Origin of the sequence: Kitasatospora sp. NPDC059646, from assembly GCF_042734615.1 — a bacterium.
Lineage (GTDB): Bacteria > Actinomycetota > Actinomycetes > Streptomycetales > Streptomycetaceae > Kitasatospora.
The window spans coordinates 17,592-43,016 of sequence record NZ_JBHWDS010000052.1 but is presented as its reverse complement, the minus strand read 5'-3'; the positions used below and the strand labels follow the sequence as shown (position 1 = coordinate 43,016).

Below are 25,425 nucleotides of genomic sequence, written 5' to 3'. Positions count from 1 at the left end.
ACCGGCAGTTACCGCCGACTCCGCCCGCGGTGCCCGGCCGGGCGGCATGCTCGGCCGGGTGACCGATGCGATCTTCCACGGCCATGCCGGCCTGCTGCCCGCCCTCCTGGTGTCCGCCCTGCTGCTCGGGGCGCTGTCGTACGTCGTGGGCAGGGCCCGCGGATGGCCGGCCTGGTCGGCGGTGCTCGGCGGGGCGTCGATCGCGGCGGTGCTGACGGCGACGCTGTACCCGACCGGCGGGTCGGGGTCGGCCTCGCAGATGTGCCTGTACAGCCGGGACCTCCCGGGGGCGTTCGGCACCCAGCAGGGGCTGATGAACGTGGCGCTGTTCGTGCCGCCGGCGTTCTTCGCGGCGCACGCGACGCGGCGGCCGGTGCTGGTGGCGGCGGGCTGCGTGGGCTGGTCGGCCGTCACCGAGACCGTGCAGGCGCTGGCGCCGGGGATCGGCCGGGCCTGCGACTCGGCGGACCTGGTGGCCAACGCGGCCGGCGTGCTGCTGGGAGCGGCGCTGGCGGTGGCGTGGCGCCGGGTGCGGCCGTCGCGGCGGGAGTGGTCGGCGGGCGCGGTGGCGGCGGCGGTGGCGCTGGTGCCGGTGGCGGTGGTGCAGCGGGCGGCGGTGACTCCGACCTGGAGCGATGCCGCGCTGTCCCCGGCCCGCTCCCCCGAGCAGCTCGAACTGGCCCGCCGGGACGCGGAGCTGCTGTTCGGGCCCGGCACGGCGCTGATCGGCGTGAAGCACTCGGCGGCGATGGGCGAGACGCCGGAGTCGCTCCTCGTCACGACCGCCGGCGGTTCGTTCCACCTGGAGTGGCCGTCGGGCCGGCTGCTCCACGCGTCGCTGGTCCCCGTCGCCCCGGCGGGGGGCGGCAGCGACGAGGAGGCGCGGGCGGCGGCGGACGCGTTCGCCGCGCGGTGGCTCCCCGGCGTCCCGGCCTCGCCCGCCGCGGAGGTGCACCGGGCGGACCCGGCGACCGCCCGGCGCACCGTGCGGTACCGGCGGTTCCGGGAGGACGGGCTGCTGCTGCCGATGCGGCTGGACATCGACGTGGACCCGGGCGGCCGGGTCGCCCAGGTGCTGACGCGCCTCGTGGACGATCCTGCGCTGCCCGCCGCGACCGTCACCCGGGAGCAGGCGGTCGCGGCGGTGGCGTCACGTCACTCCGGTTCGGTGCAGGGCGTGTTGCTGCTGGCGGCGAGGACGCGGGACGGCTGGCGGGCCTGCTGGGCGGTCACCGTGGCGGATGCCGACCCGGCCGCGCCGGGGGTGGCGTACGCGGTCGACGCGGTCACCGGCACGGAGGTCGAGGCCGACGCGAGCCGCTGAGGCGGCGGGGGGCCGGACGGCTGTCCGGCCCCCGCTCCGGCGGTCAGCCGACCCAGGCCTGCTGGACGGCCAGGTCCTGCTTGATCTCGGCGAGCTGCACGGCGACGGCGGACGGGGCGGTGCCGCCGCGGCCGCTGCGGGAGGCGATCGCGCCGTGCACGGACAGCACGCTGCGGACGTCGGGGGTCAGGTGGTCGGAGATGGCGGCGAACTGCTCGTCCGTCAGGTCGGAGAGCTCGATGCCCTCGGCCTCGCAGACCTTGACGCAGGCGCCGGCCACCTCGTGCGCGACGCGGAACGGGACGCCCTGCTTGACCAGCCACTCGGCGATGTCGGTGGCGAGCGAGAAGCCGGCCGGTGCGAGCTCTTCGAGGCGCTCGCGGTGCACGGTGAGGGTGGCGACCATGCCGGTGAAGGCGGGCAGCAGGACTTCCAGGGTGTCGCAGGAGTCGAAGACCGGCTCCTTGTCCTCCTGGAGGTCGCGGTTGTAGGCCAGCGGCAGCGCCTTGAGGGTGGCGAGCAGGCCGGTCAGGTTGCCGATCAGGCGGCCGGACTTGCCGCGGGCGAGCTCCGCGATGTCGGGGTTCTTCTTCTGCGGCATGATCGACGACCCGGTGGAGAAGGCGTCGTGCAGCGTGATGAAGCCGAACTCCTTGGTGTTCCAGATGATGATCTCCTCCGCGATCCGCGAGAGGTTGATGCCGATCATCGCGGTGACGAAGGCGAACTCGGCGACGAAGTCGCGCGAGGCCGTGCCGTCGATGGAGTTGCCCACCGAGCCGCGTTCGAAGCCGAGTTCGGCGGCGACGGCCTGCGGGTCGAGGCCCAGCGAGGAGCCGGCCAGCGCGCCGGAGCCGTACGGGGAGACCGCGGTGCGGGTGTCCCACTGGCGCAGCCGCTCGGCGTCCCGGCCGAGGGCCTGGACGTGGGCCAGCACGTGGTGGGCGAACAGCACGGGCTGGGCGTGCTGGAGGTGGGTGCGGCCGGGCATCGCGGTGTCCGGGTGGGCCTCGGCGAGGCCGACCAGGGCGTGCTGGAGGTCGAGGATCAGCGCGCCGATGGTCTTGGCGTGGTCGCGCAGGTACATCCGGAACAGGGTGGCGATCTGGTCGTTGCGCGAGCGGCCGGCCCGCAGCTTGCCGCCGAGGTCGGCGCCGAGGCGCTCCAGCAGGCCGCGCTCCAGGGCGGTGTGCACGTCCTCGTCGGCGACGGTGCCGACGAACGCGCCGGACTCGACGTCGGCCAGCAGCTGGTCCAGGCCGGCCAGCATGCCGTCCAGCTCGGTGTCGCTGAGCAGGCCGGCCTTGTGCAGGACCCGGGCGTGGGCCTTGGAGCCGGCGATGTCGTAGGGGGCGAGCCGCCAGTCGAAGTGGACGGAGGCGGACAGCTTGGCGAGGGCCTCGGAGGGGCCGTCGGCGAAGCGCGCGCCCCAGAGGCGGACGTCTGCGGGCTGGGAGGCGGTCATCGCGTGGGCTCCTTCGAGTGCTGCGGCGGTGCCCCGGCCGCGCGGTGCGGCCGGGGCGGGTGGAACTGAGGGGTGATCAGGCCAGGTCGCGGCGGGCGGCGATCTTCGAGGACATGCCGAAGATCTCGATGAAGCCCTTGGACATGGACTGGTCGAAGGTGTCGCCGGTGTCGTAGGTGGCGAGGTTGAAGTCGTACAGCGACTGGTCCGACTTGCGGCCGTTGACGACGGCGCGGCCGCCGTGCAGGACCATCCGGATCTCGCCGGAGACGGCCTGGTTGGCCTCGTTGACGAAGCCGTCCAGGGCGCGCTTGAGCGGGGAGAACCACAGGCCGTCGTAGACCAGTTCGGCCCAGCGCTGCTCGACCTGCCGCTTGTAGCGGGCGAGTTCGCGCTCGACGGTGACGTTCTCCAGGGCCTGGTGGGCGGTGATCAGGGCGATCGCGCCGGGGGCCTCGTAGATCTCGCGGGACTTGATGCCGACCAGGCGGTCCTCGACCATGTCGAGGCGGCCGACGCCCTGGGCGCCGGCCCGCTTGTTGAGCTCCTCGATGGCCTGGAGCACCGACACCTTGCGGCCGTCGACGGCGACCGGGACGCCCGCCTCGAAGGTGATGACGACCTCGTCGGCCTCGCGCGGGGTGGCCGGGTTCTGGGTGTACTCGTAGACGTCCTCGATCGGGGCGTTCCAGATGTCCTCGAGGAAGCCGGTCTCGACGGCGCGGCCGAAGACGTTCTGGTCGATCGAGTACGGGTTCTTCTTGGTGGTGACGATCGGGAGGTTCTTGGCCTCGGCGAAGGCGATCGCCTTGTCGCGGGTCATCGCGTAGTCGCGGACCGGGGCGATGCACTTCAGGTTCGGGGCCAGCGACTGGATGCCGACCTCGAAGCGGACCTGGTCGTTGCCCTTGCCGGTGCAGCCGTGGGCGACGGTGGTCGCGCCGTGCTTCTGCGCGGCGGCGACCAGGTGCTTGACGATCACCGGGCGGGACAGCGCGGAGACCAGCGGGTACTGGCCCTGGTAGAGGGCGTTGGCCTTGAGGGCCGGCAGGCAGTACTCGTTCGCGAACTCGTCGCGGGCGTCGGCGACCTCGGCCTCGACGGCGCCGCAGTCGAGGGCGCGCCGGCGGATCACCTCCAGGTCCTCGCCGCCCTGGCCGACGTCGACCGCGACGGCGATGACCTCGGCGCCGGTCTCCTCGGCGATCCAGCCGATGCAGACGGACGTGTCCAGACCGCCCGAGTAGGCGAGTACGACGCGCTCAGTCACGGCTTTCTCCTTCAGTACAGGTTTCATGCGGCGTTAGGCATAAGTATGCACGTCCGCGTATGAGTTGCCAAACCGGTGGCACGGAAGGCGTGCGAACCGGACGGCGGGGCTACTGCGACTTGGCCTGCGCGAGCTGCATCAGGTGGTCGGCGAGCGCCTGCCCGCCGGCCGCGTCGCGGCTGATCAGCAGCACGGTGTCGTCGCCGGCGATGGTGCCGAGGATCTCGAACACCTCGGCGGTGTCGATCGCGGAGGCCAGGAACTGGGCGGCGCCGGGCGGGGTGCGCAGCACCACCAGGTTGCCGGAGGCGGTGGCGGAGACCATCAGCTCGCCCGCCAGCCGGGCCATCCGGGCCTCGCTGGCGGATTCGCCCATGGGGGCGCGCGGGGTGCGGTCCCCGCCCTCGGCCGGGACGGCGTAGATGAGCGCGCCGTCCCGATTGCGGATCTTCACCGCGCCGAGTTCGTCCAGGTCCCGGGAGAGGGTGGCCTGGGTGACCACGAGGCCGTCGTCGGCGAGCAGCTTCGCCAGTTGGCTCTGGGAGCGGACGGGCTGACGGGTCAACAGATCCACGATGCGGCGGTGGCGCGCGGTGCGGGTCTGCGGGACCTGCGGCATGGGTCCTGCCGTGGTCGACTCGGGGCGGGGTTCGGTCATAACTGAAGATTCTCCTGAAAGACGCTCAGCTGTTCGCGCCGGGGGCGGTTTCACGGACCGTTCGGAGGATCGCGGGCAGCGCGGCGAGGAAGCGGTCGGCCTGTTCCTCGGTGAGGATCAGCGGCGGAACGAGCCGGACGGCGTCCGCGACGGCGGCGTTGACCAGGAAGCCGGCGTCCTGCGCGACGGCCTGGACCCGGGCGGCGACCGGCTGCGTGAGCACGATGCCGAGCAGCAGGCCCTTGCCGCGCACCTGCGCGACCAGCGGGTCGCCGATCGCCTCGATGCCCTGGCGCAGCCGCTCGCCGAGCTTGGCGGCGTGCTCCAGCAGGCCCTGCTCCTCGATGGTGCGCAGCACGGCGAGGCCGGCGGCGGCGACCACCGGGTTGCCGCCGAAGGTGGTGCCGTGCTGGCCGGGAGCGAGCAGTTCGCCGGTCTCGCCGAAGGCGAGCACGGCGCCGATCGGCAGGCCGCCGCCGAGGCCCTTGGCGAGGGTGACGATGTCGGGGTCGACGCCGTCCTCGGCCTGGTGGGCGTACCAGTGGCCGGTGCGGCCGATGCCGGTCTGGATCTCGTCCAGGACCAGCAGGGTGCCGGTGGCGCGGGTGATCTCGCGGGCGGCCCGCAGGTAGCCGTCGGGCATCGGGACGGCGCCGTTCTCGCCCTGGATCGGCTCGACGAAGACGGCGGCGGTGTCGGTGGTGACGGCCGCGCGGAGCGCTTCGACGTCGCCGAGCGGGACGTGCGTGACGTCGCCGGGCAGTGGCTCGAACGGCTTCTGCTTGGCGGGCTGGGCGGTGAGCGCGAGGGCGCCCATGGTGCGGCCGTGGAAGGCGCCCTGGACGGAGACCAGGTGGGTGCGGCCGGTCAGCCGGGAGATCTTGAAGGCGGCCTCGTTGGCCTCGGCGCCGGAGTTGCAGAAGAACACCCGGGCCTGGCGTCCGGCCAGCTCGACGAGCTTCTCGGCGAGTTGGACGGTCGGTTCGGCCATGAACAGGTTGGAGACGTGGCCGAGGGTGGCGATCTGCTCGGTGACGGCCCCGACGATCGCGGGGTGCGCGGTGCCGAGCGCGTTGACGGCGATGCCGCCGACCAGGTCGAGGTACTCGTTGCCGTCGGCGTCCCACAGCAGGGCTCCCTCGCCGCGCACCAGCGGGATGCGGGGGGTGCCGTAGTTGTGCATCAGCGTGTGCCGGTACCGCTCGACGATGCTCTTGTTGCTCATGCCAGGCCCCCCAGGACGGTGGTGTCGTCGTCGGGCACGACCATGGTGCCGATGCCCTCGTCGGTGAAGATCTCCAGCAGCAGGCTGTGCTGGACCCGCCCGTCCAGGACGCGGGCGGTGCCCACGCCGGAGCGGACGGCGCGCAGGCAGCCCTCCATCTTGGGGAGCATGCCGCTGGCCAGGGTCGGCAGCATCTCCTCCAGTTCGGAGGCGCTGAGCTGGCTGATCACGTCGTCGGAGTTCGGCCAGTCCTTGTAGAGGCCCTCGACGTCGGTGAGCACGACCAGCATCTCGGCGCCGAGCGCGGCGGCCAGCGCGGACGCGGCGGTGTCGGCGTTGATGTTGTAGACGTGGCCGTCGGCGCCGCGGGCGATCGAGGAGATCACCGGGATCCGGCCGTCGGCGATCAGCGCCTTCACCGCGCCGGCCTCGATGTTGACGATGTCTCCGACCAGGCCGATGTCGACCTGCTCGCCGTCGACCACGGCGTAGCGCTTGACCGCGGTCATGGTGTGCGCGTCCTCGCCGGTCAGGCCGACGGCGAACGGGCCGTGGGTGTTGAGCAGGCCGACCAGTTCGCGCTGGACCTGGCCGGCGAGCACCATCCGGACCACGTCCATGGTCTCGGGGGTGGTGACCCGCAGGCCCGCGGTGAACGAGGACTCCAGGCCGAGCCTGTCGAGCTGGGCGCTGATCTGCGGGCCGCCGCCGTGCACCACGACGGGGTGCAGTCCGGCGTAGCGGAGGAACACCACGTCCTGGGCGAAGGCGGCCTTCAGGTCCTCGTCGACCATGGCGTTGCCGCCGAACTTGATGACGACGGTCTTGCCGTGGAAGCGCTCCAGCCAGGGCAGCGCCTCGATCAGGGTGCGGGCCTTGGGCAGGGCGGCGTTGCTGCGGGCCTGTTCGCCCTTGGGTGCGATCTGCATGGTGACGTCCCCCGTCAGCTGGAGTAGGCGCTGTTCTCGTGCACGTACTCGGCGGTCAGGTCGTTGGTCCAGAGGCTGGCCGAGGCCCGACCGGCCTTCAGGTCGGCGGTGATGACGACCTCGCGGCCCTTCATCGGGACCAGGTCGCGGTCGTCGCCGACGCCGCCGTTGCGGCACACCCAGACGCCGTTGATGGCGACGTCCAGCTCGTCGGGGTCGAAGGCGGCGGAGGTGGTGCCGATCGCGGACAGCACCCGGCCCCAGTTGGGGTCCTCGCCGTGGATGGCGCACTTGAGCAGGTTGCTGCGGGAGACGGTGCGGGCGACGTCGACGGCCTCCTCCTCGGTGGCGGCGTTGACGATGTCGATCCGGATGTCCTTGGAGGCGCCCTCGGCGTCGCCGATCAGCTGGCGGGCCAGGTCGGCGCAGACGGTGCGCACGGCCTCGGCGAACTCGCCCTGTTCGGGGGCGACGTCGGAGGCGCCGGAGGCGAGCAGCAGCACCGTGTCGTTGGTGGACATGCAGCCGTCGGAGTCGACCCGGTCGAAGGTGGTGCGGGTGGCGTCGCGCAGCGCGGCGTCCAGTTCGGCGGACTCGACGACGGCGTCGGTGGTGACGACGACCAGCATGGTGGCCAGGCCCGGGGCGAGCATGCCCGCGCCCTTGGCCATGCCGCCGACCGTCCAGCCGGCCGGGCTGGTGACCTGGGCGGTCTTGTGCACGGTGTCGGTGGTCTTGATGGCGATCGCGGCGCTCTCGCCGCCGGTGTCGCTGAGCGCCTTCGCGGCCAGCTCGACGCCGGGCAGCAGCTTGTCCATCGGCAGCCGGACGCCGATCAGGCCGGTGGAGCAGACCGCGACCTCGATCGCCCCGACGCCGAGTTCGGCGGCGGCCTTCTCGGCGGTGGCGTGGGTGTCCTGGAACCCCTCCGGGCCGGTGCAGGCGTTCGCCCCGCCGGAGTTCAGGACGACGGCGGCCAGCTCGCCGTCCTTCAGCACCTGCCGGGACCACTTGACCGGCGCGGCCTGCACCCGGTTGGAGGTGAAGACGCCCGCGGCGGCGCGCAGCGGCCCGTCGTTGACGACCAGCGCGAGGTCCGGGGTGCCGGACGCCTTGATGCCGGCGGTGACGCCCGCCGCTCGGAAGCCCTTCGCCGCGGTGACGCCGAGGTTCTGAGTGTCCGTCATGGTGCGACTCCGTTCAGCGGAAGGCCCAGCTCCTCGGGGAGGCCGAGGGCGATGTTCATGCTCTGCACCGCGCCGCCGGCGGTGCCCTTCACCAGGTTGTCGATCGCGCCGATCGCGATGATCCGCCCGGCGTGCTCGTCCAGTGCCACCTGCAGCACGGCGGCGTTCGAGCCGTAGACGGACGAGGTGTGCGGCCACTGGCCCTCGGGCAGCAGGTGGACGAACGGCTCGTCGCCGTACGCCTCCTGGTACGCGGCGCGCAGCTTTCCGGCCGTGGTGCCGGGCTTCGCCTTGGCGGAGCAGGTGGCGAGGATGCCGCGCGGCATCGGCGCGAGCGTCGGGGTGAAGGAGACGGTGACCGGCTCGCCCGCGAGCGGGGTGAGGTTCTGCGCCATCTCCGGGGTGTGCCGGTGGCCGCCGCCGACGCCGTACGGGCTCATCGAGCCCATCACCTCGCTGCCCAGCAGGTGCGCCTTGGCGGCCTTGCCCGCGCCGGACGTGCCGGACGCGGCGGTGATCACCGCCTCCGGCTCGGCCAGGCCCGCGGCGAACATCGGGAACATCGCGAGGGTGACGGCCGTCGGGTAGCAGCCCGGCACCGCGATCCGCTTGCTGCCCTTCAACGCCTGGCGGTGGCCGGGCAGTTCGGGCAGGCCGTAGGGCCAGGTGCCGGCGTGCGGGGAGCCGTAGAACTGCTCCCAGTCCGCCGCGGACCTCAGCCGGTGGTCGGCGCCGAGGTCGACCACCAGGACGTCTTCGCCGAGCTTGGCGGCGATCTCCGCGGACCGGCCGTGCGGCAGGCCGAGGAACACGATGTCGTGCCCGGCCAGCGTCTGCGCAGTGGTCGGCTCCAGCACCCGGTCGGCCAGCCCGATCAGGTGCGGCTGCAGCGCGCCGAAGCGCTGCCCCGCGTTGGAGCCGCCGGTCAGCGCCCCGATCTCCACCTCCGGATGCCCTTGCAGCAGCCGCAGCACCTCGCCGCCCGCGTACCCGCTCGCTCCGGCGACGGCAACTCGCAATACCATGGCGTTCCCTCCTGAAGCCCAGCATGAATATACGCACCCCAGCAAAATCATGCAAGAATGCATGCACGCTGCGCTCCCCCGGGCCGCCCTTCCGGCGGGACGGACGACGGCGCACGGAGCCGCCGCCGCACGGAGCCGGTCCGCGCGGCGGCGGCGCAGCGGCGTCCGTCAGCCGGAGAAGACGACCGCGCCCACCGTGGGCGGCGAGGTCGAGACGACGCTGAAGTATCCGACCGTCCCCGCGGGGCCGCGGAAGTCGGCGAAGCACCCCGTCCTGCCGACCTGCACGGGGACGCTCCCGCCCGGCGCGCCGTGCAGGGCCAGGGCGGCACGGCACTGGTCGGGCGTCGGCGGCGCGGGGCCGTCCCAGGCCGCCACCTGGGGGCCGGTGATCGCCGTCGGGGCGCACGACGCGCAGAGGCGAAGCCGGTAGTCCCGCACCGGCAGGGTGGGGGGCTCCGCCTCGGGGTCGGCGCCGCGGAAGGTCAGAACGCCTTGCCACACGGGGCCGGGGCCGCTCGGGGAAGCCGTCGTCGACGGCGCCCCCGGACTGGTCGGCGGCCAACCCGCCGGCGGAGGCGTCATGCCGCTGCCGGTACTGGCAGCCGGTGTGGGGAGGGTCGTGGTGGAGGGGTGCGGCTCGGGCAGCGCCCCCCCGCTGTGGGGCACGGAACTGCCCAGCCCCAGGACGATGCCCACGAGCATCAGCAGGGCGCCGGCGGCGCCCACCGCCGGCTTCCACACGGACGGCCCTGCCGCCACGGCGGTGCGACCGCCGGCGCCGGTCGTTGCACGGCCGGCGAGAGAGCCCTTGAAGGCCGGCACCCGGGGCCGGGGCGCACCGCGGGAAGCCGGCCCCGACGGCCGAGCGCGGTGTGCCGGGTCCCCGGCGGCGTCCTCCAGGCCGTCCGGAGCCGTGTGCGACCGGGCCCCGCCGGCCACCGGCACGTCGAGCAGCGAGGCGAGGTAGCGCTTCGACCACCGTGCCCCGACCGCCCGTCCGGGCGGCTGCTCCGGGGCGGGGGGCGCCGTGGCGGACAGCAGGGAGCGGAGGTAGCGCCGCCTGAAGCTCAACTTCCTGCCTCCCCGGTCGTCTCCAGCGGTGCCCGGGCCGGCGCCGGCTGCTGCTCGGTCGGGGATGGGACGCCCGCCGGGGCGCCCGGGTTCCGGTCCTCCCCGGCGCCCGGGTCCTGGACGATCTCCTGGACCGTGCGGAACGAGCCGAGTTGCCGCAGCAGGGCGGGTGCGGAGGCCCCGGCGGCCACGGCGGCGTACAGGCCGGTGATCTGCGAGTGGAGCAGCCAGCCCGCGAGCGCCCCGAGGAGCAGCCGGCTCACGGCTGCGGCGAGGTCGGCCGTCGGATCGATGTAGGCGCGCAGCGGGGGGAGCCTGCGGCGCTTGGCCTCTCTGGCCCGCTGGCGTGCGGCCTGCCACGCCAGCACCCGTGCGTTGAAGACGAGGGCCTCGACGAGTGCACCGCCGATCGCCCCGTACAACGTGCCGTGGAACCAGTCCACCTGCTCCCCCTTCGCCAGGGGAATGTTCCAGCAGTCGGCGGCGCGGCTTCAACCGGATCGGGGCAACTGCCGCCCCGTGCGGGCCCGAGGCGCTGTCGGTCGGCTCGCTCCGGCCCGCCGAGGTGCGGGCGCCGGCGGCGAACCTCCGTGCCGGGCCGGGCCGTTGAGGCGCCCGGGGGTTGGCGGGAAGGTACCGCGCGGGCCGCGGTGGCTAGGATCTGCGGCATGGCGCTGCGCCCCGTACAGGTGAACATCAAGGCTGTCGACCCGGTGGCGGTCGGCCGGTTCTGGGCGCAGGCGCTCGGCTGGACGGCGCACCGGCCCGGGGTGACGACCTACGTCGCACCGCCGGGCGAGCTGGTGTGGCCGGACCCGGTGGTCCTGGGGATCGACCTGGTGCCGGTGCCGGAGGGCAAGGGCGCGGTGAAGAACCGGACCCACCTCGATCTCGCCAGCTCGTCGACGGCCCATCAGCAGGAGCTGGTGGAACGCGTGTTGGCGCTCGGTGCGACGCCGGTCGACCTGGGGCAGGGCGAGGTGCCGTGGACGGTGCTGGCCGACGTCGAGGGCAACGAGTTCTGCGTGCTGGAGCCGCGCGAGGTCTACCGGGGGACCGGACCGGTCGCCGCGGTCGTGGTGGACTGCGCGGATCCGCGGGAGATGGCCCGGTTCTGGGGCGAGGCGGTCGACTGGACGGTGCACGAGGCCGCCGACGACCACGCCACCCTGCGCGCCGCCGCCGGCAGCGGCCCGTTCCTGGAGTTCCTGCGCTCCACCGACGGCCGTGCCGCGCCCGACCGGATCCACCTCGACCTGCTGCCGTACCCCGGTGACGACCCGTCGGCGGAGGTCGCCCGCCTGCGGGCGCTGGGGGCCGTCGACCTCGACCTCGGCCAGGGCGAGGTGCCGTGGACGGTGCTCGCCGATCCGGACGGGCACGAGTTCTGCGTGCTCGCGCCGCACTGACACCCCCGGCCCCTACCGTGTCGGCATGACCGAACTCGCCGTACTGGCCCGCACACCCGCGGACGACGACCACCCCGTCGAGCAGCTCACCGCCCACCCCCGGCTCCCCCTGGTGGCGGGCACCGCCGCCGGCAGCCGACTGGTGCGGGTCTGGGACTGCGGCGGCGGGCGGCTGCGCGAGCTCTCCCCCGTCGATCTCGGGCCGGCCGGCGAGCCGGACCCGGCCGACTGGTGGCACCGGGACGCCCCTCCCGCGGTGGCCTGGCATCCGCGCGACCCGCTGCTGGTCGTCGCCGACGGAGCCACCCTGACCCGCTGGACGCCTGACGGCCCGTCGGCGCCCGAGCCGACCGCGGCGGCCCACCACTACCTGGCGTTCAGCCCCGACGGCCGCACCCTGTGGGCGGCCCCGTCCGGCGAGGGCGCCTCGGCCGCCGTCGATCCCGCCACGGGCGCCAGCGCCCCGGCCCCGTACTGGGACACCGGCGTCGCCGCCCACCCGTCCGGCGAGCTGGTCACCACCCTGGTCAGCGACCAGGGCGCGACGTTCTGCCTGTTCGCCCGCCCCGGCGACGGGCCGGGGACGGCGATGCGGACGCTGCGGCAGGCGCTGATCCTGGACGTCGACGGCTACGGCACCCCGCTGTTCAGCGCCGACGGCCGGCACCTCGCCGTCCGCGGCAACGCGTACGTCGAGTCGCTGGACATCTTCGCCTTCCCGTCGCTGCGCAAGGTCCTGTCGACGGCGCTCGCCGAGGACGGCGCCGTCGAGTGGCCCCGGGACAACCTCGCGTGGGACGCCCGCCCCGGCGTGATCTGGATCGGCACGCCCACCGGCGCGCTGATCGAACTCGACGTCGAGGCGCAGGAGGCCGTCGAGCACGCCGCCCCGGACGACGTGCCGGTCTCCGCGCTGGTCGCCACCGCGGCGGGCGAGCTGCTGGCCGCCCGCGAGAACGGCGAACTCGTCCTGCTGGCGGTCCGCTCGGAGGCCCCGGCCGCCGCGTCCGCCCAGGCGCCGGACGACGACGCCGCCGCGTTCCTCGCCGCGACGGAGGCACTGCCGCCGGACGCCGACCTGGAGGAGCACCTGGTCTTCACCGACGGCACGGACAGCTGGGACACCGAGGCGCTGGAGACGGTGACCGAGGCGTCCCCCGCCGACCCGACCTGGCTGCAGATCCAGGCCTCGATCAACCGGGCCCGGGCGCAGCGCGGTTGAGCCGGCGGGGGCGCCCCGGACGTCAGGCGCCCGGCGTCACGCCTCGGGCTGAGTGACCGTCAGCCCCCAGTGCACGTCGGGGGCCGAGGTCTCCACCCCGACGTGGAAGGACCGGCCCTGCTCGGGCGTCACCACCGCCGTGCCCCGGCCGACGGCGTCGGCCGGGCAGGCGACGGTGAACTCCACCGGGGTCGGGTCGCCGTAGTAGGGCGTGAAGGTGACGTGGGCCTCGCCCGCGACGCCGCTGCCGCCCTGGCAGCCGACGGTGACGGTGACCGGCGGCCCGGCCTGGTAGGCGCCGCCGGTGACGGCGCCGCCGTTGCCGATCCAGTCCTTGATCCAGATCAGCCCGTCCGGCCCGGGGTAGGGCAGGATCTCACCGGTCCCCTCCGTCCCGATGTCGGAGGCCACCGCAGCCGGAGCCCCCTGCTCGGCCACCGCCGGCCCCGCCGCCCCCGCAGCCGTCGCCACCGCGACCGCCGCTGCGGCCGCCCACGCGAAAGTCGAACGCCTCATCGTCGTCCCCTCCGTCGGCGTCGGGCCACCCAGCGGCCCGACGTACCCGAACAGTCTCGTCCGGCCCGGACGGACGCCGCCTGAGTACGGGTACTCAAGTCCCCGCCGCCCACGACTCCGGATCCGCCGGCGCGCGGCCGTCGAGCGGACCGGAGCGGAGGCAGGCGAGCACGGTGCCGGCCGTGGCGTCCAGGAAGACCTGGAAGTACCAGCGCCCGTCGGCCGAGCGGATCCATCCGACGCGGGTGGGCCGGTCCCCCGCCGCGCGCAGGATCTCGACGGTCTCGGCGAACCCGAGGGCCGGTCTCCCCTTCCGCAGCGCCGTCCGCAGTCTGGCGCGCACGATGCCCGCATGGTGGGACCCCGTCCCGAGGAACGCCCGCACCCCGCAACTGCCGCCGGACAGCAGGGCCTCGCGGGCGGGGCCGAAGGCCGGCGTCCGCTCGCCGGTCAGCAGCGCGGCGAGCTCCTCGGGCGTCATGCCGGCCAGTGTGGCAGGCCCGCGCACGGCCGCTCCACCGGCGTTCCGCGCCGGGTCGGTTGACGCCCCGTCAGGCCTCGGCGTCGGTGGAGGCCCGGACGACCAGCTGGGGGGCGAAGCGTTCGACGTTCTCCGCCCGGTCCCGGGCGGTGGACTGAAGGAGCGTCAGGGCGCGTTCGGCCATCGCGGCGAGCGGGTGGCGGATGGAGGTGATGGGCGGGTCGAGCAGTTCGAGTATCTCGGTGTCGTCGAAGCCGGTGACGGCGATCTCCCCGGGGACGGACACCGCCGAGCGCTGGAGGGTGGAGACCAGGCCGACGGCGAGGACGTCCGCGCCGCAGACGACGGCGTCGATCGCGTCGCGCTGTTCGGCGATCCGCCGCCCGGCGGTGCGGCCGGCGTCGGTGGTGAAGCTGGGGAGCAGGACGGTGGTGGCGTCCTCACCGCGGGCGGCGGTGAACGCGGCGAGGCGTTCCGCGCCCGAGGAGGAGGCCTGGTCGGCGGCGACCAGGGCGATCCGGTGCCGGCCGAGGGCGTCGAGGTGGTCGAGGAGCAGGCGCATCGCGGCGGCGTTGTCGAGGGTGACGGCGACCGTCCCGGAGCCGCTCGCCCAGCGGTCGAACAGCACGACGGGCGTGCGCTTCGCGGCGGCCCGCACGGCGGGGCCGGAGGCGGCGGCGGAGACGGGGACGACGACCAGGCCGTCCACCCGTCCGCCGAGCAGGGTCTCGATCTGTTCGGCCTCGATGCCGGCCGAGTTGGCGGCGTCGGAGACGACGAGCTGCCCGCCGGCGGCGCGGACCTGCTGGGCGATGGCGTCGGCGAGTTGGACGAAGTAGGGGTTGGCGAGCGAGGGGACGACGACGCCGACGGTGCCGGTGGTGCCGGTGCGCAGCGCCCGCGCGGAGTGGTTGGTGCGGTAGCCGAGTTCGCGGGCGGCGTCCTCGACGCGGCGGGCGAGCTCGGGGTCGACGTTGCGCGGGGTGCCGGCCAGGACGCGTGAGGCGGTCGCGCGGGAGACGCCGGCGGCGGCGGCCACGTCGAGGAGTCGGGGCGCTGTCACGTGGGGTCCTCCCCGGTCGGGAACGGTGTCGGCGCGGCGCCGGCCCGGCTGCGGTGTCGGGGCGGTGTCGGCGCGGTCACGGATCGGGCCGGCGGGTCCGAGTCGGCGGAATGCGCAGCACGAGGGTACTTGACGGGTGCCGGGGGCTGGGCCAGAGTGTGGGAAATCGATCTCCCGAGGAGCTCCCGAGGAGCGCAGATGCCGTCCATCACCGTCGTCGGTTCGGTCAACCGCGACCTCGTGCTGACCGTCCAGGACCTGCCGCGACCGGGCGAGACCGTGCTCGCGGAGGGCTTCGTGGAGGGCGTCGGCGGCAAGGGCGCGAACCAGGCCGTGGCGGCCGCCCGGCTCGGTGCGCGCGTCCGGCTGGTCGCCCGGGTCGGGGCGGACGCGGGCACGATCCTGCGGGCGCTGGCCGCCGAGGGCGTCGACGTCACGACGGTGCTCCCGGCCGCGGACGCCACCACGGGCATCGCCTCCGTGGTGGTCGACCGCGCGGGCGAGAACGCCATCGTGGTCAACCCGGGGGCGAACGCGGCGCTCGCCGTCGCCGACCTGCCGGCCGAACTGGCGGGCGGCGCGGGCGATGTGGTGCTGGTCCAGCACGAGATCGCGCCCGAGGTGGTGGCCGCGGCGGTGCTGCGGACCCGGGAGCAGGGCGGCACGGTCGTCCTCAACCCGGCCCCGGCCCGGCCGGTCGCGCCGGAGGTGCTGGCGGCCGTCGACGTCCTGGTCCCCAACCTGGGCGAGCTCGCCGCCCTGCTCGGCGTCGAACCCCCGGCCGGCCCGGACGGGGCGCGCGCCCTGCTGGAGCACGCCGAACTGCCGTGCGGCGCCGTGGTGGTGACGCTCGGTGCGGACGGGGCGCTGGTCAAGCGGCCCGGCCGGCCCGCCGTCCACCTGCCCGCCCCCGTGGTGGACGCGGTGGACACGGTCGGCGCCGGCGACACCTTCTGCGGGGCGCTCGCCGACTCCCTCGCCCGCGGCGGCGACCTGCTCGCCGCCGCCGAACGCGCCGTCCGGGCGGCCTCGTTGGCCGTCACCGGGCTCGGCGCGCAGTCCTCCATGCCGACCGCGGCGCAGCTCGACTCCCCGCCGCCCGCCGCGGCCTGACCCGGCAGCAGCTCCACCCGCCCTGCCGTTTCCTGACGAACCCCCGGCTCCACCCGCACCCCGGTACCACCAGTTCAACGGAGAACACCCATGCGCAGCCTCAAGCTCGGACTGTTCGAGAACGCCCAGACCAACGCGAGCGGCACCGCCACCTGGCGCCATCCCGACAGCCGCCGGCACGAGTTCGACACCCTCGGCTACTGGCGCGAGGTCGCGCAGCTCTGCGAGGACGCCAAGCTGGACTTCCTGTTCCTGGCGGACGCCTGGGGCTGGTCGGAGATCAACGGGGTGCGGCCGCCGATCGCCACCGAGGAGACCCTCGACCTGCCCCGGCTGGACCCGTTCGTGATCGCCTCGGCGCTGCTCGCCTCCACCACCGACCTGGGCCTGGTGGTGACCGGTTCGGTGCTGGTGGAGCCGCCGTACGCGTTCGCCCGCCGGCTGGCCACCCTGGACCAGCTGTCCGGCGGCCGACTGGGCTGGAACATCGTCACCACCGGCACCGCCGACACCGCCGTGAAGGCCTTCGGGATGGACATGGTGGCGCACGACGACCGGTACGCGATGGCCGAGGACTTCCTCGACCTGGTCTACAAGTACTGGGAGGGCGCCTGGGAGCCGGACGCGCTGGAGAAGGACAAGGCCGGCCGGTTCGCCGACCCGGCGAAGGTGCACCTGGTCGAGCACGAGGGCCCGTACTTCCGCTCGCACGGCTACGGCAACACCGCCCGCTCGCCGCAGGGCACCCCGGTGCTGTTCCAGGCGGGCGCGTCCCCGGCGGGCCGCCGGGTCGGCGGGCGGCACGGCGAGTGCATGTTCGTCGGCAGCGGCAGCGTCGCCCAACTCGCGGGCCACACCAGGGCGATCCGCGAGGAGGCGGTGCAGGCCGGCCGCGCCGCCGACCAGGTCAAGGTCATGTCGGCGTTCTCCTGCGTGGTCGGCGCGACCACCCAGGACGCGGAGCGCCGCTGGCAGCGGATCCTGGACGCGCAGCGCCCGGAGGTCACCGTCGCCTCGTACGCGATGTTCACCGGCCTGGACCTGTCCTCGTACGCGCCGGACACCCCGATGAGCGAGCTGTCCACCGAGATGTCGCAGACCCAGGTGGCCCGGTTCGCCGACCGGACCGTCGGTGACGTGCTCGCCGACTGGCACACCCACGGCGTCGGCGCCCGCCCCGTGGTCGGCACCGCCGAGGAGATCGCCGACGAGATCTGCGCCCTCGCCGAGGGCGCGGACCTGGACGGCTTCCTGCTGTCGCCGCCGGTCCAGCCCGCCTCCACCGTCGAGTTCGTCGAGTCGGTGCTGCCGATCCTGCGCGCCCGCGGCGTGTTCCGCGGCGAGTACGCGGACGGCGAGTCGCTGCGCGAGCGGCTCACCGGCGCCGACGACCGGGCGCTGCCGGCCAGCCACCCGGCCGCCCGGCACCGCCACTGACCCGCCCCACCCGCGACGAGAGGACGGCGACGGCCATGGCCACTCCCGCCCACCACCCCACCGCTCCGTCCGCGGACCTGAGCGCGGCGACGCTGCGCCAGGCCTTCGGGGCGTACCCGACCGGCGTGGTCGCGATCGGCGCGCTGCGCGACGGCGCACCGGACGGTTTCGCGGCGAGCTCGTTCGTGTCGATCTCGCTGGAGCCGCCGATGATCGCGGTCAGCGTGGCCCGCACCTCGACCACCTGGCCGCGGCTGGCCGGCCTGCCGGTGCTGGGGCTGAGCGTGCTCAGCCACGAGCAGGGCGCGCTGTGCCGGCGGCTGGCCTCCCGGGCGGGCGACCGCTTCGAGGGGAGCGACTGGCAGGCGACGCCGGACGGCGCGGTGCTGATCGAGGGTGCGGCGCTGTGGCTGACCGCCCGGGTCGGCGCGGTGTACGACGGCGGCGACCACGAGATCGTCCTGATGGAGCTGCTCACCGCCGAGCTGTTCCCCGGCGTGGAACCGCTGGTGTTCCACACCAGCCAGTTCCGCGAGCTGTCGCCCCATGCCTGACGCCACCTCACCCCGGCTGTCCGGCACCGTCGTCCACGGTGCCGGACGGGGGCGGATGCTGGGCTTCCCCACCGCCAACATCTCCCCCGACCCCGGTTCGGACGTCCCGCCGCCCGCGATCTACAGCGGCTGGCTGGCCCGGCCGGCCACCGGCGCCGTGCACCGCGCGACGATCAGCATCGGCACCAATCCCACCTTCGAGGACGGGTCTCGGGTCCACACCGAGGTGTACTGCCACGACACCTCGGACGACCTGTACGGCGAGCACGTCGCACTCTGGTTCGTCGCCCGGATCCGGGACACCGTCAGGTTCGCCTCGGTGGACGAGCTGCTGCTCGCCGCGCGGGCGGACGTCCGACGCTCGGAGGCCCTGCTGGACTCCGCCAGGGGGCGGCGCGTCCTCGCCGCGGCGGCCCGCTGACTCCCCTTCCCCACCTGCCCGGTCGGCCCCGTCTCCCCCGCTTCCGGCGGGGCCGGCCGTCCCCCTCCCGCCTCCCCTTCCCTGCACGGCACGCACCCCCACCCCCACCCTCCGTCTGCGCCCGACGCCCGCGTGCCCGGTCGGCCCCGTCCCCGCTTCCCCGTGTCCGCGGGGCCGACCGCTCCTCCCCCGCCTCGCTCCGAACGAACAAAGGTGTGAGTAATGAGCGCATTCCACTGGCTGAACGAGCAGTTCAGCTTCCTCGGCCTCCCCGTCTACTGGTCCGACTTCCTCGGCAACATCCTGGCGCTCGCCACCGTCTGGCTGGCCCTGCGCCGCTCCCTGGTGGCCTGGCCGGTGCAGATCCTCGGTTCGGTGTTCCTGCTGGTCGCCAGCCTGAACGTGCACCTCGGCGGCAACGCCGCCCGGCAGGTCGTGATCATCGTGTCGGCCGCCTGGGGCTGGGCCACCTGGAAGCGCAGCCGCGAGCAGGAAGGCGCCATCAACGTCCGCTGGGCGAACTGGACCGAACGCGGCGTCCTGATCGCCGCGATGGTGCTCGGCACCGGCGCGTTCGGCGCGCTGCTGAAGTGGACCGACGCGTCCTTCTACCCGGGCGCCCCGTGGTGGATGGTCCTCGCCGACGCCTGGATCTTCATCGGCTCGATCCTCGCCATGTACAGCCAGGCCCGCCGCTACATCGAGTTCTGGTTCGTCTGGCTGGCCGTCGACCTGGTCGGGGTGCCGCTCGCCATCCACTCCGAGCTGTACTTCTCCGGCATCGTCTACGGCATCTTCTTCGTCATGGTCCTGATGGGCATCCGCGACTGGGCCTCCCGCAGCAGGCCGCAGGACATCGCGTCCCCGCTGGAGCCGGCCGTCCAGGTCGAGTCCCGCGACGAGTCCCGCGCGAACTGACCCCCCGCCGGGCCGACCCCTCCTCCGAGGGGCCGGCCCGCTCGTCCTGATGCTGCGTCAGGACGCGGCGATTCCCCGGTACACCGCTTCGAGCAGGCGGTGGTTCTCCGGGCCGGCGCCGTAGCGGGAGGGCAGGCCGAAGCGGCGGCGGGCGTAGGCGTAGGCGAGCCCGGCGCCGGGGTCGGCGAGGGCGAGCGAACCGGTGGCGCCGCTGTGGCCGAAGGCGTCCGGGCCGAGCGGGCGGTAGAGGCCGGAGAGCTCCTCGAAGCCGAGGCCGAAGACGTCCTCGTTGCCGGTGACCAGGTCGGTGCCGCGGTACTGCGGGCGGGCGAACTCGGTGACGGTCTCCGGCTTCAGCAGCGGGGCCCGGCCGTCCACCTCGCCGATCGCGGCGGCGTACAGGCCGGCAACGCCGCGGGCGGTGCCGACGCCGCCGGACGAGGTCGGGCCGAGGGCCCGGACCAGCCGGGTGTTGGCGAAGGCCACCAGGTCGACCGGCACGGGCGCGTTCCGGTTGCCGGCGACACCGGCGATGCTCTCCGGGTCGGTCGTCGTCGCGCCGATCCGCGCGGCCTCCTCCGGTGTCGGCCGCAGCGGCAGCGTCTCGGCCCGCCGCGGCTCCAGCTCCTCGGGCAGGCCGAGGTAGAAGTCCAGGCCGTACGGGGCGCGGATCCGCTCCTCGTAGAGCTCCTGGATGGAGCGGCCGGTCACCCGCCGCACCACCTCGCCGGTCAGCGCGCCGATCACGAAGGCGTGGTAGCCGTACGCCGCGCCGGGCTCCCAGAACGGCCGCTGGCCGGCCAGCCGGGCCGCCATCGCCCGGTCGTCGGCCAACTCCTCGGCGGTGAACCCGCCGTCCACGCCGACCACGCCGGAGCGGTGCGCGAGCAGCTCGCGCAGCGTCAGCCGGTCCTTGCCGTGCGCCCCGAACTCCGGCCAGTACGAGGCCACTTCGCGGTCGAGGTCGAGCACGCCGTCCTGCACCAGCAGCGCCGTCACGAGGTGCGCCGCGCCCTTGGTGACGGAGAACAGGTTCATCAGCGTGTCCGCGTCCGTCCCGCCCCCGGCCCACAGGTCGACCACCCGCCGGCCGTCGACGTGCACCACCAGCTGCGCCTCCGGCGAGTCCTCGCGCTCCGCGGCGACGGCCGCGAACGCGTCCCGTACGCCCTCGAAGCCCGCTGCCACACTGCCCTGCACCGCATCGTCCCGGTTCGCCATGGTCTGCGCCCCCCGTCGTCGATCGTCCGGCCGCCCCTCGGCCGGGAGTGGTCAACTGCCGTGCGCACACCGACATTCCCGGCCGGCGGAGATTCTTCCGGCGCTGCGGAAACGGGCTCGCCTTCTGCTGCCCCGACAGGGGATACTCCGGTCACGATCGGTCCCGTCCGGTCCTCGCCGTCCCTGAGCTCAAGGTGCCGCATGACCCTGCCCGTCCCGCCCGACAGTCCGGAGACCGAGGAGGCGGCAGTGCCCGCCAACCCGTGGGCCCCGCCGGATTCGGACCGGCTGACGGCCGCTCAGGTGACCGCGCCGCCCGCCGGCCCGTACTGGCCGCCGTTCCCGGTGCCGGTGCCGCAGCCCCGCAACGGGCAGGGCATCGCCGCGCTGGTGCTCGGCATCATCGGCGCGGTGCTCAGCCTGCCGCTGGTCCTGTTCTGGTTCTCCTGGCTGCCCGCCCTGCTCGCGGTGGTCTTCGGTGCCGTCGGCCTGCGGCTGGCCCGCCGCCGCCTGGCCACCAACCGGGCGATGGCGCTCACCGGCACCGTCCTCGGCGCCGTGGGCCTGACGGTCTCCGCCGTCACCGGCGGCTTCGTCGTCTCCGAGGTCCGGGACGCCGCGCGGGCCCACGACCGCGCGGTCGCGGAGCGGCGGCGCGACGAGGCGGAGCGGCAGCGGCTGGCGGACGAGCGGGCGAAGAAGACGGCCGCGGAGCAGGAGGCCAGGGCCGCCGACGAGCGGGCCCGCCGACTGCCGGCCGGCGGGACGTATACGTTCCCCGACGGCCTGAAGGTCACCATGGCCCCGCCGGCCCCGGCCGCCCCGAGCACCTCCGGCACGCCCCTCCCGGAGAACGCGACCTTCGTCCGGCTGCGGGTGACCGTCGTCAACACCGGCTCCACCGAACTCTCGCTGTACGGATCGGCGCTGCTCATCGTCAAGGACTCCCGCGGCACCCTGCTCCACCCGCTGTTCGGCGGCGGGCAGTACGTGCAGCTCCCCAAGTCCCTCGCCCCCGGCCAGGAGAGCACCGCGCTGGAGACCTACGGCCTGCCGAACGCCACCGCCGACCCGTTCACCCTCCAGTTCACCCACGGCTCCGGGCTCGACCGCAAGGACGTGATCTGGACCGGCACGCCGCCCCGCCGACCCCCGCCCCGGAGGCCCGCCCCGTGACCGCCCGACCGCCGACCGGCCGCCCCGTCCTCGCCGTTGCCGACCCCGGCCGCCGCCTGCTCGCCGTGGCCTGCGCCGACACGTACGGCGAGGCCCGGCAGCTCGGCCTGTACGAGACCGGTGAGCGGCCCCGCCTGCTGCGCCGGATCCGCTGCCGGCACCACATCGCCGCGCTGGCCTTCCACCCCGGCCTGCCGCTGCTCGCGGTGGGCACCGGCGCCTACGACGGCGGCTGCTTCTTCGAGGGCCAACTGCTGATGGTGCCCCTGGACGGCGGCCGCGAACGGGAGCTGTTCGCCGAACGGATGGGCCGTCAGGTACTCGCCGTGCACTGGCTGGACGACACCCGGCTGCGCCTGCACCTCGCCCCGTACGACGACGACCGCGACGACGACGCCCACCACGAGGCCCATCTGGTCGTCCTGGAGCGGCCCGACTGGACGGCCGTCGCCGCCCGCTCCATCCCCGACCGCCGCCTCCAGGGGCCTCGCGTCCCCTTTCCCCGCACGGCCGGGGCGGCCGCGGCAGACGCCGCCGCCGCCCGGCAGTTGACGGACCGCCTGCTCACCGCGCCGGCTCCCCGCCACGACCGCTGACCGCGGCGGGGGGCTCCTCCGCCGGGGCCAGCCCGAAGCGCACCGCCAACCGCTCCGCCAGCTCGGCGACCGGAACGCTGCCGTCGACCGTCACGACGTCGAGGCCGTGCCGGGCGGCCTGGCGCCGGATCTCCCCGTCCCACAGCGCGTCGCGGGCGCAGCGCAGCGCGAACATCCGCTCCGGGTCCGCGCTGCCCCAGTTGAGCCGCACCCGGTCCGGATCGGCGAACCGCGCCCGGAGCGCGGCGGTGCGGAACTCCGGCGTCGGCACCAGGAAGACCGCGTGCCCGGGCCGGGCGAGCAGCGGCGCGAGGTGGTCCGGCAGGATCCCGAAGTAGTCGACCAGCAGCGGCCGTTCGCCGGCAGCGCGCCGAAGGTCCTCGGCGAGGAACCCGGCCGTCTCCCCGTACAGCCCCGCCATCGACCGGAACACCTGCTCGGCCGTCCGCCCCTGCCACGCCTCCCCCGGCGCCGCCCCTCGCAAGGCGGCCAGCCGGGGCTGCCGCTCCGCCGAGCACCGCGCCAGCCACCCGTGCTCCGCCCGGTCGCCGTCGTACACCTCGGCCCCGTACCGGTCGGCCAGCACCCGCGCCACCGTGCTCTTCCCGGCCGCGCTCCCCCCGACGATCCACCGCACCCGTGCCAGTCCGTCGGGCCGTCCGCCGTCCGCAAGTCGATCCGTCATGGGTTCCATGGTCGGGGCACCGGCTCCGGATGTGCAGTCTTGTTCCGGCCCGCCGGACGACGGAATCCGGGCGGCCGGCGGACGACCTCCGCCCCGCGAGCCCGTCGTCGGTGCGCGCCCCGGCTGAACTGCCTTGCCGTGGAGGGGCGCTGGACCGCCGAGCCGCTCAGCCCCGGGGCGGCGGGAGCAGGCGCAGCAGGTCGGCAGGCGGCAGCGAGGGGTTGGCGGCGGCGCCCTGGGCGGTGGAGGGGTCGGGGTCGGCGAGGAGGGAGCGGAGGCGGGCGAGGGGCAGGGCGGGGTGGACGGCGGCTCTGCGGCGGGCGCGGGGGTCGCGCAGGCAGGCGGTGAGGGTGGGCCCGTCGGCGGCGGGGTGGGTGGCGAGGGCGCGCAGGGTGGCGACGTTGTGCTCGCCGTGGACGAGTTCGGCGAGCAGGGCGGTGGGGGCGTCCGGGTTGGCGGCGATGCCGGCGCCGACCGTCCGGCCGTGGCGCTGCCGCATGGCGCGCAGCTGCCGCTCGTCCAGGCCGGGATGGGGGGCGATCGCGGCGGCGACCCTGGGGTCGGGGTCGTCGGCGAGCCGGTCCCGGACGGGGTCGGGGAGGTCGCGGCGGAGGGCGGTGAGGCGGCGCAGTTCGCGGTTGGCGGAGCCGGCGAGCGCGTCCAGTTCGGCGGGGGTGGCGGCGGCGATCCGGGGCACCGGCAGCGGTCCGAGCCGGACGGTGGTGCAGACCCGGTCGAGCACGTCCAGCGGGACGCGCGGGTGCTGGGCGACGCTGCGGCGCACCTCCTCGGACGGGTCGTCGGCCAGCTGCCGGATCAGCGGCTCGCCGATCGCGGGATTGCTCGCGAGCGGCTCCCGCACCCAGATCTGCGGGTCCGCGGCGAGCGTGGCGTACGCGGACGCGGGAAGGTCGGTGCGGGCGGCGAGTTGGGCCCGCAGGAACGGTGACGCGGCGGCCAGGTGCGTGAGCGCGTCGGCGGCGGCCGCGGCGGGGTGCCCGAGGGCGGCCTGCAGGATCGTCTCCCGGGCGAAGCCGTGGCTGCCGTCGCAGGCCGCGCCGGGGTGCAGGGTGCAGTCGGGGTCGGGGCAGTCCGGCGGGTGGACCCAGGGCACGGGGTGCCGCTCGCAGACCTCGCAGCTGTCCAGCGGGGGACGGTTGCCGATCAGGTCGGCGAGGACGGCGGCCGGGGCGCTCTCGTTGAAGCCGAGCGCCTGGCGAACGTACTCCGAGGGGTGGGCGGCGAGCAGCGCGGCGATCGCCGGGTCGGTGGTCGCCTCGGCGAGTTCGATCACCACGGCGAGGTCGGGTTCGGCCGCCAGCCGCCGGGACACCGCGGGCGGGAGCACCGGGCAGCTCGCCAACCGGGCCCGCAGTTCCGGCCGTTCGCACAGGGCGTGGGCCCACTCGACGGGTCCGAGACCGGCCCGCAGCAGGGCGAGGGCGGCGACCGGCTGCCGTTCCGGGTCGACCCGGTCGGCCGTCAGCCGTCCGCTCGCGGCGAGCGAGCCCGCGGCCACGGCGTCACGCTCGGCCAGCGCCAGGACCTGCCGGTCCGTCAGGTCGGTGCGCCCGGCGAGCTCCGTCGACAGGTCCGGACTCTCCAGCGCCAGCAGCCGCTCGACGCCCTCGCGCGGAAGCCCCGGATTCTCGGCCAGCCCGGCCCACACGTGTCGCATCCGCACATCCTTGCGGAACGTCCCGGCTGCCGCCGCGAATTACGCCACGGCCCGGCCCGGCGGACGGCACCGGCCCGCCCCGGCCGCCGGGCCGGGCCGGCCCCCTCCGTACGGGGCCTGCGCGACCGGCCGGGACCGTGTGGCGGATCCCCGGGCCGTCGGCCGCCTGCGAGGATGGGCGGGACATTCCGTGATCAGCACAGTGTCAGAAAGTCAGAAGTGAGGTTGTCTTGTCCAAGGTCAAGCTGAACACCAACCACGGCGACATCGTGATCCGCCTCGACGAGGAGAAGGCGCCCGCGACCGCGGCGAACTTCCTGCAGTACGTCCGGGACGGGTTCTACGACGGCACCGTCTTCCACCGGGTGATCAACAACTTCATGGTCCAGGGCGGCGGGATGGAGCCCGGCCTGCGGCGCAAGGAGACCCGGTCGCCGATCCAGAACGAGGCCGACAACGGCCTGAAGAACGTCAAGTACTCGGTGGCGATGGCCCGCACCTCGGACCCGCACTCGGCCACCGCGCAGTTCTTCATCAACGTCGCCGACAACGCCTTCCTCGACCACACCGCGAAGTCCGGCCCCGGCTGGGGCTACGCGGTGTTCGGCGAGGTCGTCGAGGGCCAGGAGGTGGTCGACTCGATCAAGGCCGTGCCGACCACCTCCAAGGGCGGGCACGCCGACGTCCCGAAGGAGGACGTGGTGCTGGTGAGCGCCGAGGTCGTGGACTGACCCGACCCCTCGCACCGCCCGCGCCACGCCGGCCCCGCCCGGATCCG

Annotated in this window: 26 protein-coding genes; 11 read left to right on the top strand and 15 right to left on the bottom strand. The window is 74.7% G+C overall.

Annotation, left to right across the window (positions count from 1 at the left end):
* Positions 1-58: 58 nt before the first annotated feature.
* The gene (locus ACFV1L_RS29145; protein ID WP_380371325.1) at positions 59-1,324 is read left to right on the top strand and encodes a VanZ family protein; all 1,266 of its coding nucleotides are present in this window, start codon (positions 59-61) and stop codon (positions 1,322-1,324) included.
* A gap of 43 nt (positions 1,325-1,367) precedes the next feature.
* Here ACFV1L_RS29145 and argH read toward each other — a convergent pair whose 3' ends face one another.
* The 9 genes from argH to ACFV1L_RS29100 all read right to left on the bottom strand — a co-directional run bounded on the left by argH (position 1,368) and on the right by ACFV1L_RS29100 (position 10,600).
* Positions 1,368-2,789: an argininosuccinate lyase gene (argH, locus tag ACFV1L_RS29140; protein ID WP_380371322.1), complete on the bottom strand. Its 1,422-nt coding sequence runs from the start codon at positions 2,787-2,789 to the stop codon at positions 1,368-1,370.
* A 76-nt stretch (positions 2,790-2,865) separates the two neighbouring features.
* Complete coding sequence (locus ACFV1L_RS29135; protein ID WP_380371319.1) at positions 2,866-4,059, bottom strand: argininosuccinate synthase; 1,194 nt, start codon at positions 4,057-4,059, stop codon at positions 2,866-2,868.
* Positions 4,060-4,168: 109 nt separating this feature from the next.
* Positions 4,169-4,717 (bottom strand): arginine repressor, encoded by a 549-nt coding sequence (locus tag ACFV1L_RS29130; RefSeq protein ID WP_035860196.1) that lies wholly within the window; start codon positions 4,715-4,717, stop codon positions 4,169-4,171.
* Between the two features lie 25 nt (positions 4,718-4,742).
* Positions 4,743-5,942, bottom strand: a complete 1,200-nt coding sequence (locus ACFV1L_RS29125; RefSeq protein WP_380371316.1) for an acetylornithine transaminase — start codon at positions 5,940-5,942, stop codon at positions 4,743-4,745.
* Positions 5,939-6,871 carry an acetylglutamate kinase gene (gene argB, locus ACFV1L_RS29120; protein WP_380371313.1) on the bottom strand — a complete coding sequence of 311 codons (933 nt, stop codon included), beginning with the start codon at positions 6,869-6,871 and terminating at the stop codon, positions 5,939-5,941. Before argB ends, ACFV1L_RS29125 begins: the two co-directional genes overlap by 4 nt.
* Positions 6,872-6,885: 14 nt before the next feature.
* The gene (argJ, locus tag ACFV1L_RS29115) at positions 6,886-8,058 is read right to left on the bottom strand and encodes a bifunctional glutamate N-acetyltransferase/amino-acid acetyltransferase ArgJ (RefSeq protein WP_380371311.1); all 1,173 of its coding nucleotides are present in this window, start codon (positions 8,056-8,058) and stop codon (positions 6,886-6,888) included.
* A complete protein-coding gene (gene argC, locus ACFV1L_RS29110; protein WP_380371310.1) occupies positions 8,055-9,083 on the bottom strand; it encodes an N-acetyl-gamma-glutamyl-phosphate reductase in 1,029 nt (342 codons plus the stop codon). Before argC ends, argJ begins: the two co-directional genes overlap by 4 nt.
* Positions 9,084-9,251: 168 nt before the next feature.
* On the bottom strand, positions 9,252-9,587 hold the full coding sequence (locus ACFV1L_RS29105) for a hypothetical protein (protein WP_380371308.1): 336 nt from the start codon (positions 9,585-9,587) through the stop codon (positions 9,252-9,254).
* A 566-nt stretch (positions 9,588-10,153) separates the two neighbouring features.
* The gene (locus ACFV1L_RS29100) at positions 10,154-10,600 is read right to left on the bottom strand and encodes a hypothetical protein (RefSeq protein WP_380371307.1); all 447 of its coding nucleotides are present in this window, start codon (positions 10,598-10,600) and stop codon (positions 10,154-10,156) included.
* A 225-nt stretch (positions 10,601-10,825) separates the two neighbouring features.
* On the opposite strand from ACFV1L_RS29100, the gene ACFV1L_RS29095 reads away from it, so the two are divergent.
* Both ACFV1L_RS29095 and ACFV1L_RS29090 read left to right on the top strand, forming a co-directional pair.
* Complete coding sequence (locus tag ACFV1L_RS29095) at positions 10,826-11,566, top strand: VOC family protein (protein ID WP_380371305.1); 741 nt, start codon at positions 10,826-10,828, stop codon at positions 11,564-11,566.
* A gap of 25 nt (positions 11,567-11,591) precedes the next feature.
* A complete protein-coding gene (locus tag ACFV1L_RS29090) occupies positions 11,592-12,788 on the top strand; it encodes a hypothetical protein (RefSeq protein ID WP_380371304.1) in 1,197 nt (398 codons plus the stop codon).
* 36 nt (positions 12,789-12,824) lie between these two features.
* On the opposite strand, the gene ACFV1L_RS29085 is transcribed toward ACFV1L_RS29090, so the two are convergent.
* The 3 genes from ACFV1L_RS29085 to ACFV1L_RS29075 all read right to left on the bottom strand — a co-directional run bounded on the left by ACFV1L_RS29085 (position 12,825) and on the right by ACFV1L_RS29075 (position 14,848).
* The gene (locus ACFV1L_RS29085) at positions 12,825-13,304 is read right to left on the bottom strand and encodes a hypothetical protein (protein WP_380371302.1); all 480 of its coding nucleotides are present in this window, start codon (positions 13,302-13,304) and stop codon (positions 12,825-12,827) included.
* A gap of 94 nt (positions 13,305-13,398) precedes the next feature.
* Complete coding sequence (locus tag ACFV1L_RS29080) at positions 13,399-13,785, bottom strand: hypothetical protein (protein WP_380371300.1); 387 nt, start codon at positions 13,783-13,785, stop codon at positions 13,399-13,401.
* A gap of 70 nt (positions 13,786-13,855) precedes the next feature.
* Positions 13,856-14,848 carry a LacI family DNA-binding transcriptional regulator gene (locus ACFV1L_RS29075; RefSeq protein ID WP_380371298.1) on the bottom strand — a complete coding sequence of 331 codons (993 nt, stop codon included), beginning with the start codon at positions 14,846-14,848 and terminating at the stop codon, positions 13,856-13,858.
* Between the two features lie 198 nt (positions 14,849-15,046).
* Here ACFV1L_RS29075 and ACFV1L_RS29070 point away from each other — a divergent pair, with 198 nt between their 5' ends.
* From ACFV1L_RS29070 to ACFV1L_RS29050, 5 genes are all read left to right on the top strand, one after another.
* Positions 15,047-15,961, top strand: a complete 915-nt coding sequence (locus tag ACFV1L_RS29070; RefSeq protein ID WP_380371295.1) for a ribokinase — start codon at positions 15,047-15,049, stop codon at positions 15,959-15,961.
* Positions 15,962-16,051: 90 nt separating this feature from the next.
* Positions 16,052-17,398, top strand: a complete 1,347-nt coding sequence (locus tag ACFV1L_RS29065; protein WP_380371294.1) for an NtaA/DmoA family FMN-dependent monooxygenase — start codon at positions 16,052-16,054, stop codon at positions 17,396-17,398.
* A gap of 35 nt (positions 17,399-17,433) precedes the next feature.
* Positions 17,434-17,952, top strand: coding sequence for a flavin reductase family protein (locus tag ACFV1L_RS29060; RefSeq protein ID WP_380371292.1), 519 nt, complete (start codon positions 17,434-17,436; stop codon positions 17,950-17,952).
* Positions 17,945-18,373, top strand: coding sequence for a riboflavin kinase (locus ACFV1L_RS29055; protein ID WP_380371290.1), 429 nt, complete (start codon positions 17,945-17,947; stop codon positions 18,371-18,373). The genes ACFV1L_RS29060 and ACFV1L_RS29055 overlap by 8 nt, the downstream gene beginning before the upstream one ends.
* Positions 18,374-18,595: 222 nt before the next feature.
* A complete protein-coding gene (locus ACFV1L_RS29050) occupies positions 18,596-19,291 on the top strand; it encodes a nicotinamide riboside transporter PnuC (RefSeq protein ID WP_380371288.1) in 696 nt (231 codons plus the stop codon).
* A 57-nt stretch (positions 19,292-19,348) separates the two neighbouring features.
* Here the strand turns inward: ACFV1L_RS29050 and ACFV1L_RS29045 are convergent, their stop codons facing one another.
* On the bottom strand, positions 19,349-20,512 hold the full coding sequence (locus ACFV1L_RS29045) for a serine hydrolase domain-containing protein (protein WP_380371285.1): 1,164 nt from the start codon (positions 20,510-20,512) through the stop codon (positions 19,349-19,351).
* A 201-nt stretch (positions 20,513-20,713) separates the two neighbouring features.
* Here ACFV1L_RS29045 and ACFV1L_RS29040 point away from each other — a divergent pair, with 201 nt between their 5' ends.
* Together ACFV1L_RS29040 and ACFV1L_RS29035 are read left to right on the top strand one after the other, a co-directional pair.
* Positions 20,714-21,688, top strand: a complete 975-nt coding sequence (locus ACFV1L_RS29040) for a DUF4190 domain-containing protein (RefSeq protein ID WP_380371282.1) — start codon at positions 20,714-20,716, stop codon at positions 21,686-21,688.
* Positions 21,685-22,284 (top strand): hypothetical protein, encoded by a 600-nt coding sequence (locus tag ACFV1L_RS29035; protein ID WP_380371279.1) that lies wholly within the window; start codon positions 21,685-21,687, stop codon positions 22,282-22,284. The genes ACFV1L_RS29040 and ACFV1L_RS29035 overlap by 4 nt, the downstream gene beginning before the upstream one ends.
* Here ACFV1L_RS29035 and ACFV1L_RS29030 read toward each other — a convergent pair.
* Together ACFV1L_RS29030 and ACFV1L_RS29025 are read right to left on the bottom strand one after the other, a co-directional pair.
* Entirely contained in the window at positions 22,253-22,969 is a 717-nt protein-coding gene (locus ACFV1L_RS29030) for a hypothetical protein (RefSeq protein ID WP_380371278.1), read from the bottom strand. The genes ACFV1L_RS29035 and ACFV1L_RS29030 overlap by 32 nt on opposite strands.
* A gap of 166 nt (positions 22,970-23,135) precedes the next feature.
* Positions 23,136-24,647, bottom strand: coding sequence for a hypothetical protein (locus tag ACFV1L_RS29025; RefSeq protein ID WP_380371276.1), 1,512 nt, complete (start codon positions 24,645-24,647; stop codon positions 23,136-23,138).
* Between the two features lie 230 nt (positions 24,648-24,877).
* On the opposite strand from ACFV1L_RS29025, the gene ACFV1L_RS29020 reads away from it, so the two are divergent.
* A complete protein-coding gene (locus ACFV1L_RS29020) occupies positions 24,878-25,378 on the top strand; it encodes a peptidylprolyl isomerase (protein ID WP_380371274.1) in 501 nt (166 codons plus the stop codon).
* The last annotated feature ends 47 nt before the right edge of the window (positions 25,379-25,425 follow it).

What these genes read in the sequence shown, in the direction of transcription:
- ACFV1L_RS29050 (WP_380371288.1), top strand. Translation starts at nt 18,596, where the DNA reads ATGAGCGCATTCCACTGGCTGAACGAGCAGTTCAGCTTCCTCGGCCTC.
- ACFV1L_RS29060 (WP_380371292.1), top strand. Translation starts at nt 17,434, where the DNA reads ATGGCCACTCCCGCCCACCACCCCACCGCTCCGTCCGCGGACCTGAGC.
- ACFV1L_RS29025 (WP_380371276.1), bottom strand. Translation starts at nt 24,647, where the DNA reads ATGCGACACGTGTGGGCCGGGCTGGCCGAGAATCCGGGGCTTCCGCGC.
- ACFV1L_RS29130 (WP_035860196.1), bottom strand. Translation starts at nt 4,717, where the DNA reads ATGACCGAACCCCGCCCCGAGTCGACCACGGCAGGACCCATGCCGCAG.
- ACFV1L_RS29095 (WP_380371305.1), top strand. Translation starts at nt 10,826, where the DNA reads ATGGCGCTGCGCCCCGTACAGGTGAACATCAAGGCTGTCGACCCGGTG.
- ACFV1L_RS29085 (WP_380371302.1), bottom strand. Translation starts at nt 13,304, where the DNA reads ATGAGGCGTTCGACTTTCGCGTGGGCGGCCGCAGCGGCGGTCGCGGTG.
- argB (WP_380371313.1), bottom strand. Translation starts at nt 6,871, where the DNA reads ATGCAGATCGCACCCAAGGGCGAACAGGCCCGCAGCAACGCCGCCCTG.
- argJ (WP_380371311.1), bottom strand. Translation starts at nt 8,058, where the DNA reads ATGACGGACACTCAGAACCTCGGCGTCACCGCGGCGAAGGGCTTCCGA.
- argH (WP_380371322.1), bottom strand. Translation starts at nt 2,789, where the DNA reads ATGACCGCCTCCCAGCCCGCAGACGTCCGCCTCTGGGGCGCGCGCTTC.
- argC (WP_380371310.1), bottom strand. Translation starts at nt 9,083, where the DNA reads ATGGTATTGCGAGTTGCCGTCGCCGGAGCGAGCGGGTACGCGGGCGGC.
- ACFV1L_RS29090 (WP_380371304.1), top strand. Translation starts at nt 11,592, where the DNA reads ATGACCGAACTCGCCGTACTGGCCCGCACACCCGCGGACGACGACCAC.
- ACFV1L_RS29040 (WP_380371282.1), top strand. Translation starts at nt 20,714, where the DNA reads ATGACCCTGCCCGTCCCGCCCGACAGTCCGGAGACCGAGGAGGCGGCA.
- ACFV1L_RS29055 (WP_380371290.1), top strand. Translation starts at nt 17,945, where the DNA reads ATGCCTGACGCCACCTCACCCCGGCTGTCCGGCACCGTCGTCCACGGT.
- ACFV1L_RS29065 (WP_380371294.1), top strand. Translation starts at nt 16,052, where the DNA reads ATGCGCAGCCTCAAGCTCGGACTGTTCGAGAACGCCCAGACCAACGCG.
- ACFV1L_RS29080 (WP_380371300.1), bottom strand. Translation starts at nt 13,785, where the DNA reads ATGACGCCCGAGGAGCTCGCCGCGCTGCTGACCGGCGAGCGGACGCCG.
- ACFV1L_RS29045 (WP_380371285.1), bottom strand. Translation starts at nt 20,512, where the DNA reads ATGGCGAACCGGGACGATGCGGTGCAGGGCAGTGTGGCAGCGGGCTTC.
- ACFV1L_RS29030 (WP_380371278.1), bottom strand. Translation starts at nt 22,969, where the DNA reads ATGACGGATCGACTTGCGGACGGCGGACGGCCCGACGGACTGGCACGG.
- ACFV1L_RS29070 (WP_380371295.1), top strand. Translation starts at nt 15,047, where the DNA reads ATGCCGTCCATCACCGTCGTCGGTTCGGTCAACCGCGACCTCGTGCTG.
- ACFV1L_RS29125 (WP_380371316.1), bottom strand. Translation starts at nt 5,942, where the DNA reads ATGAGCAACAAGAGCATCGTCGAGCGGTACCGGCACACGCTGATGCAC.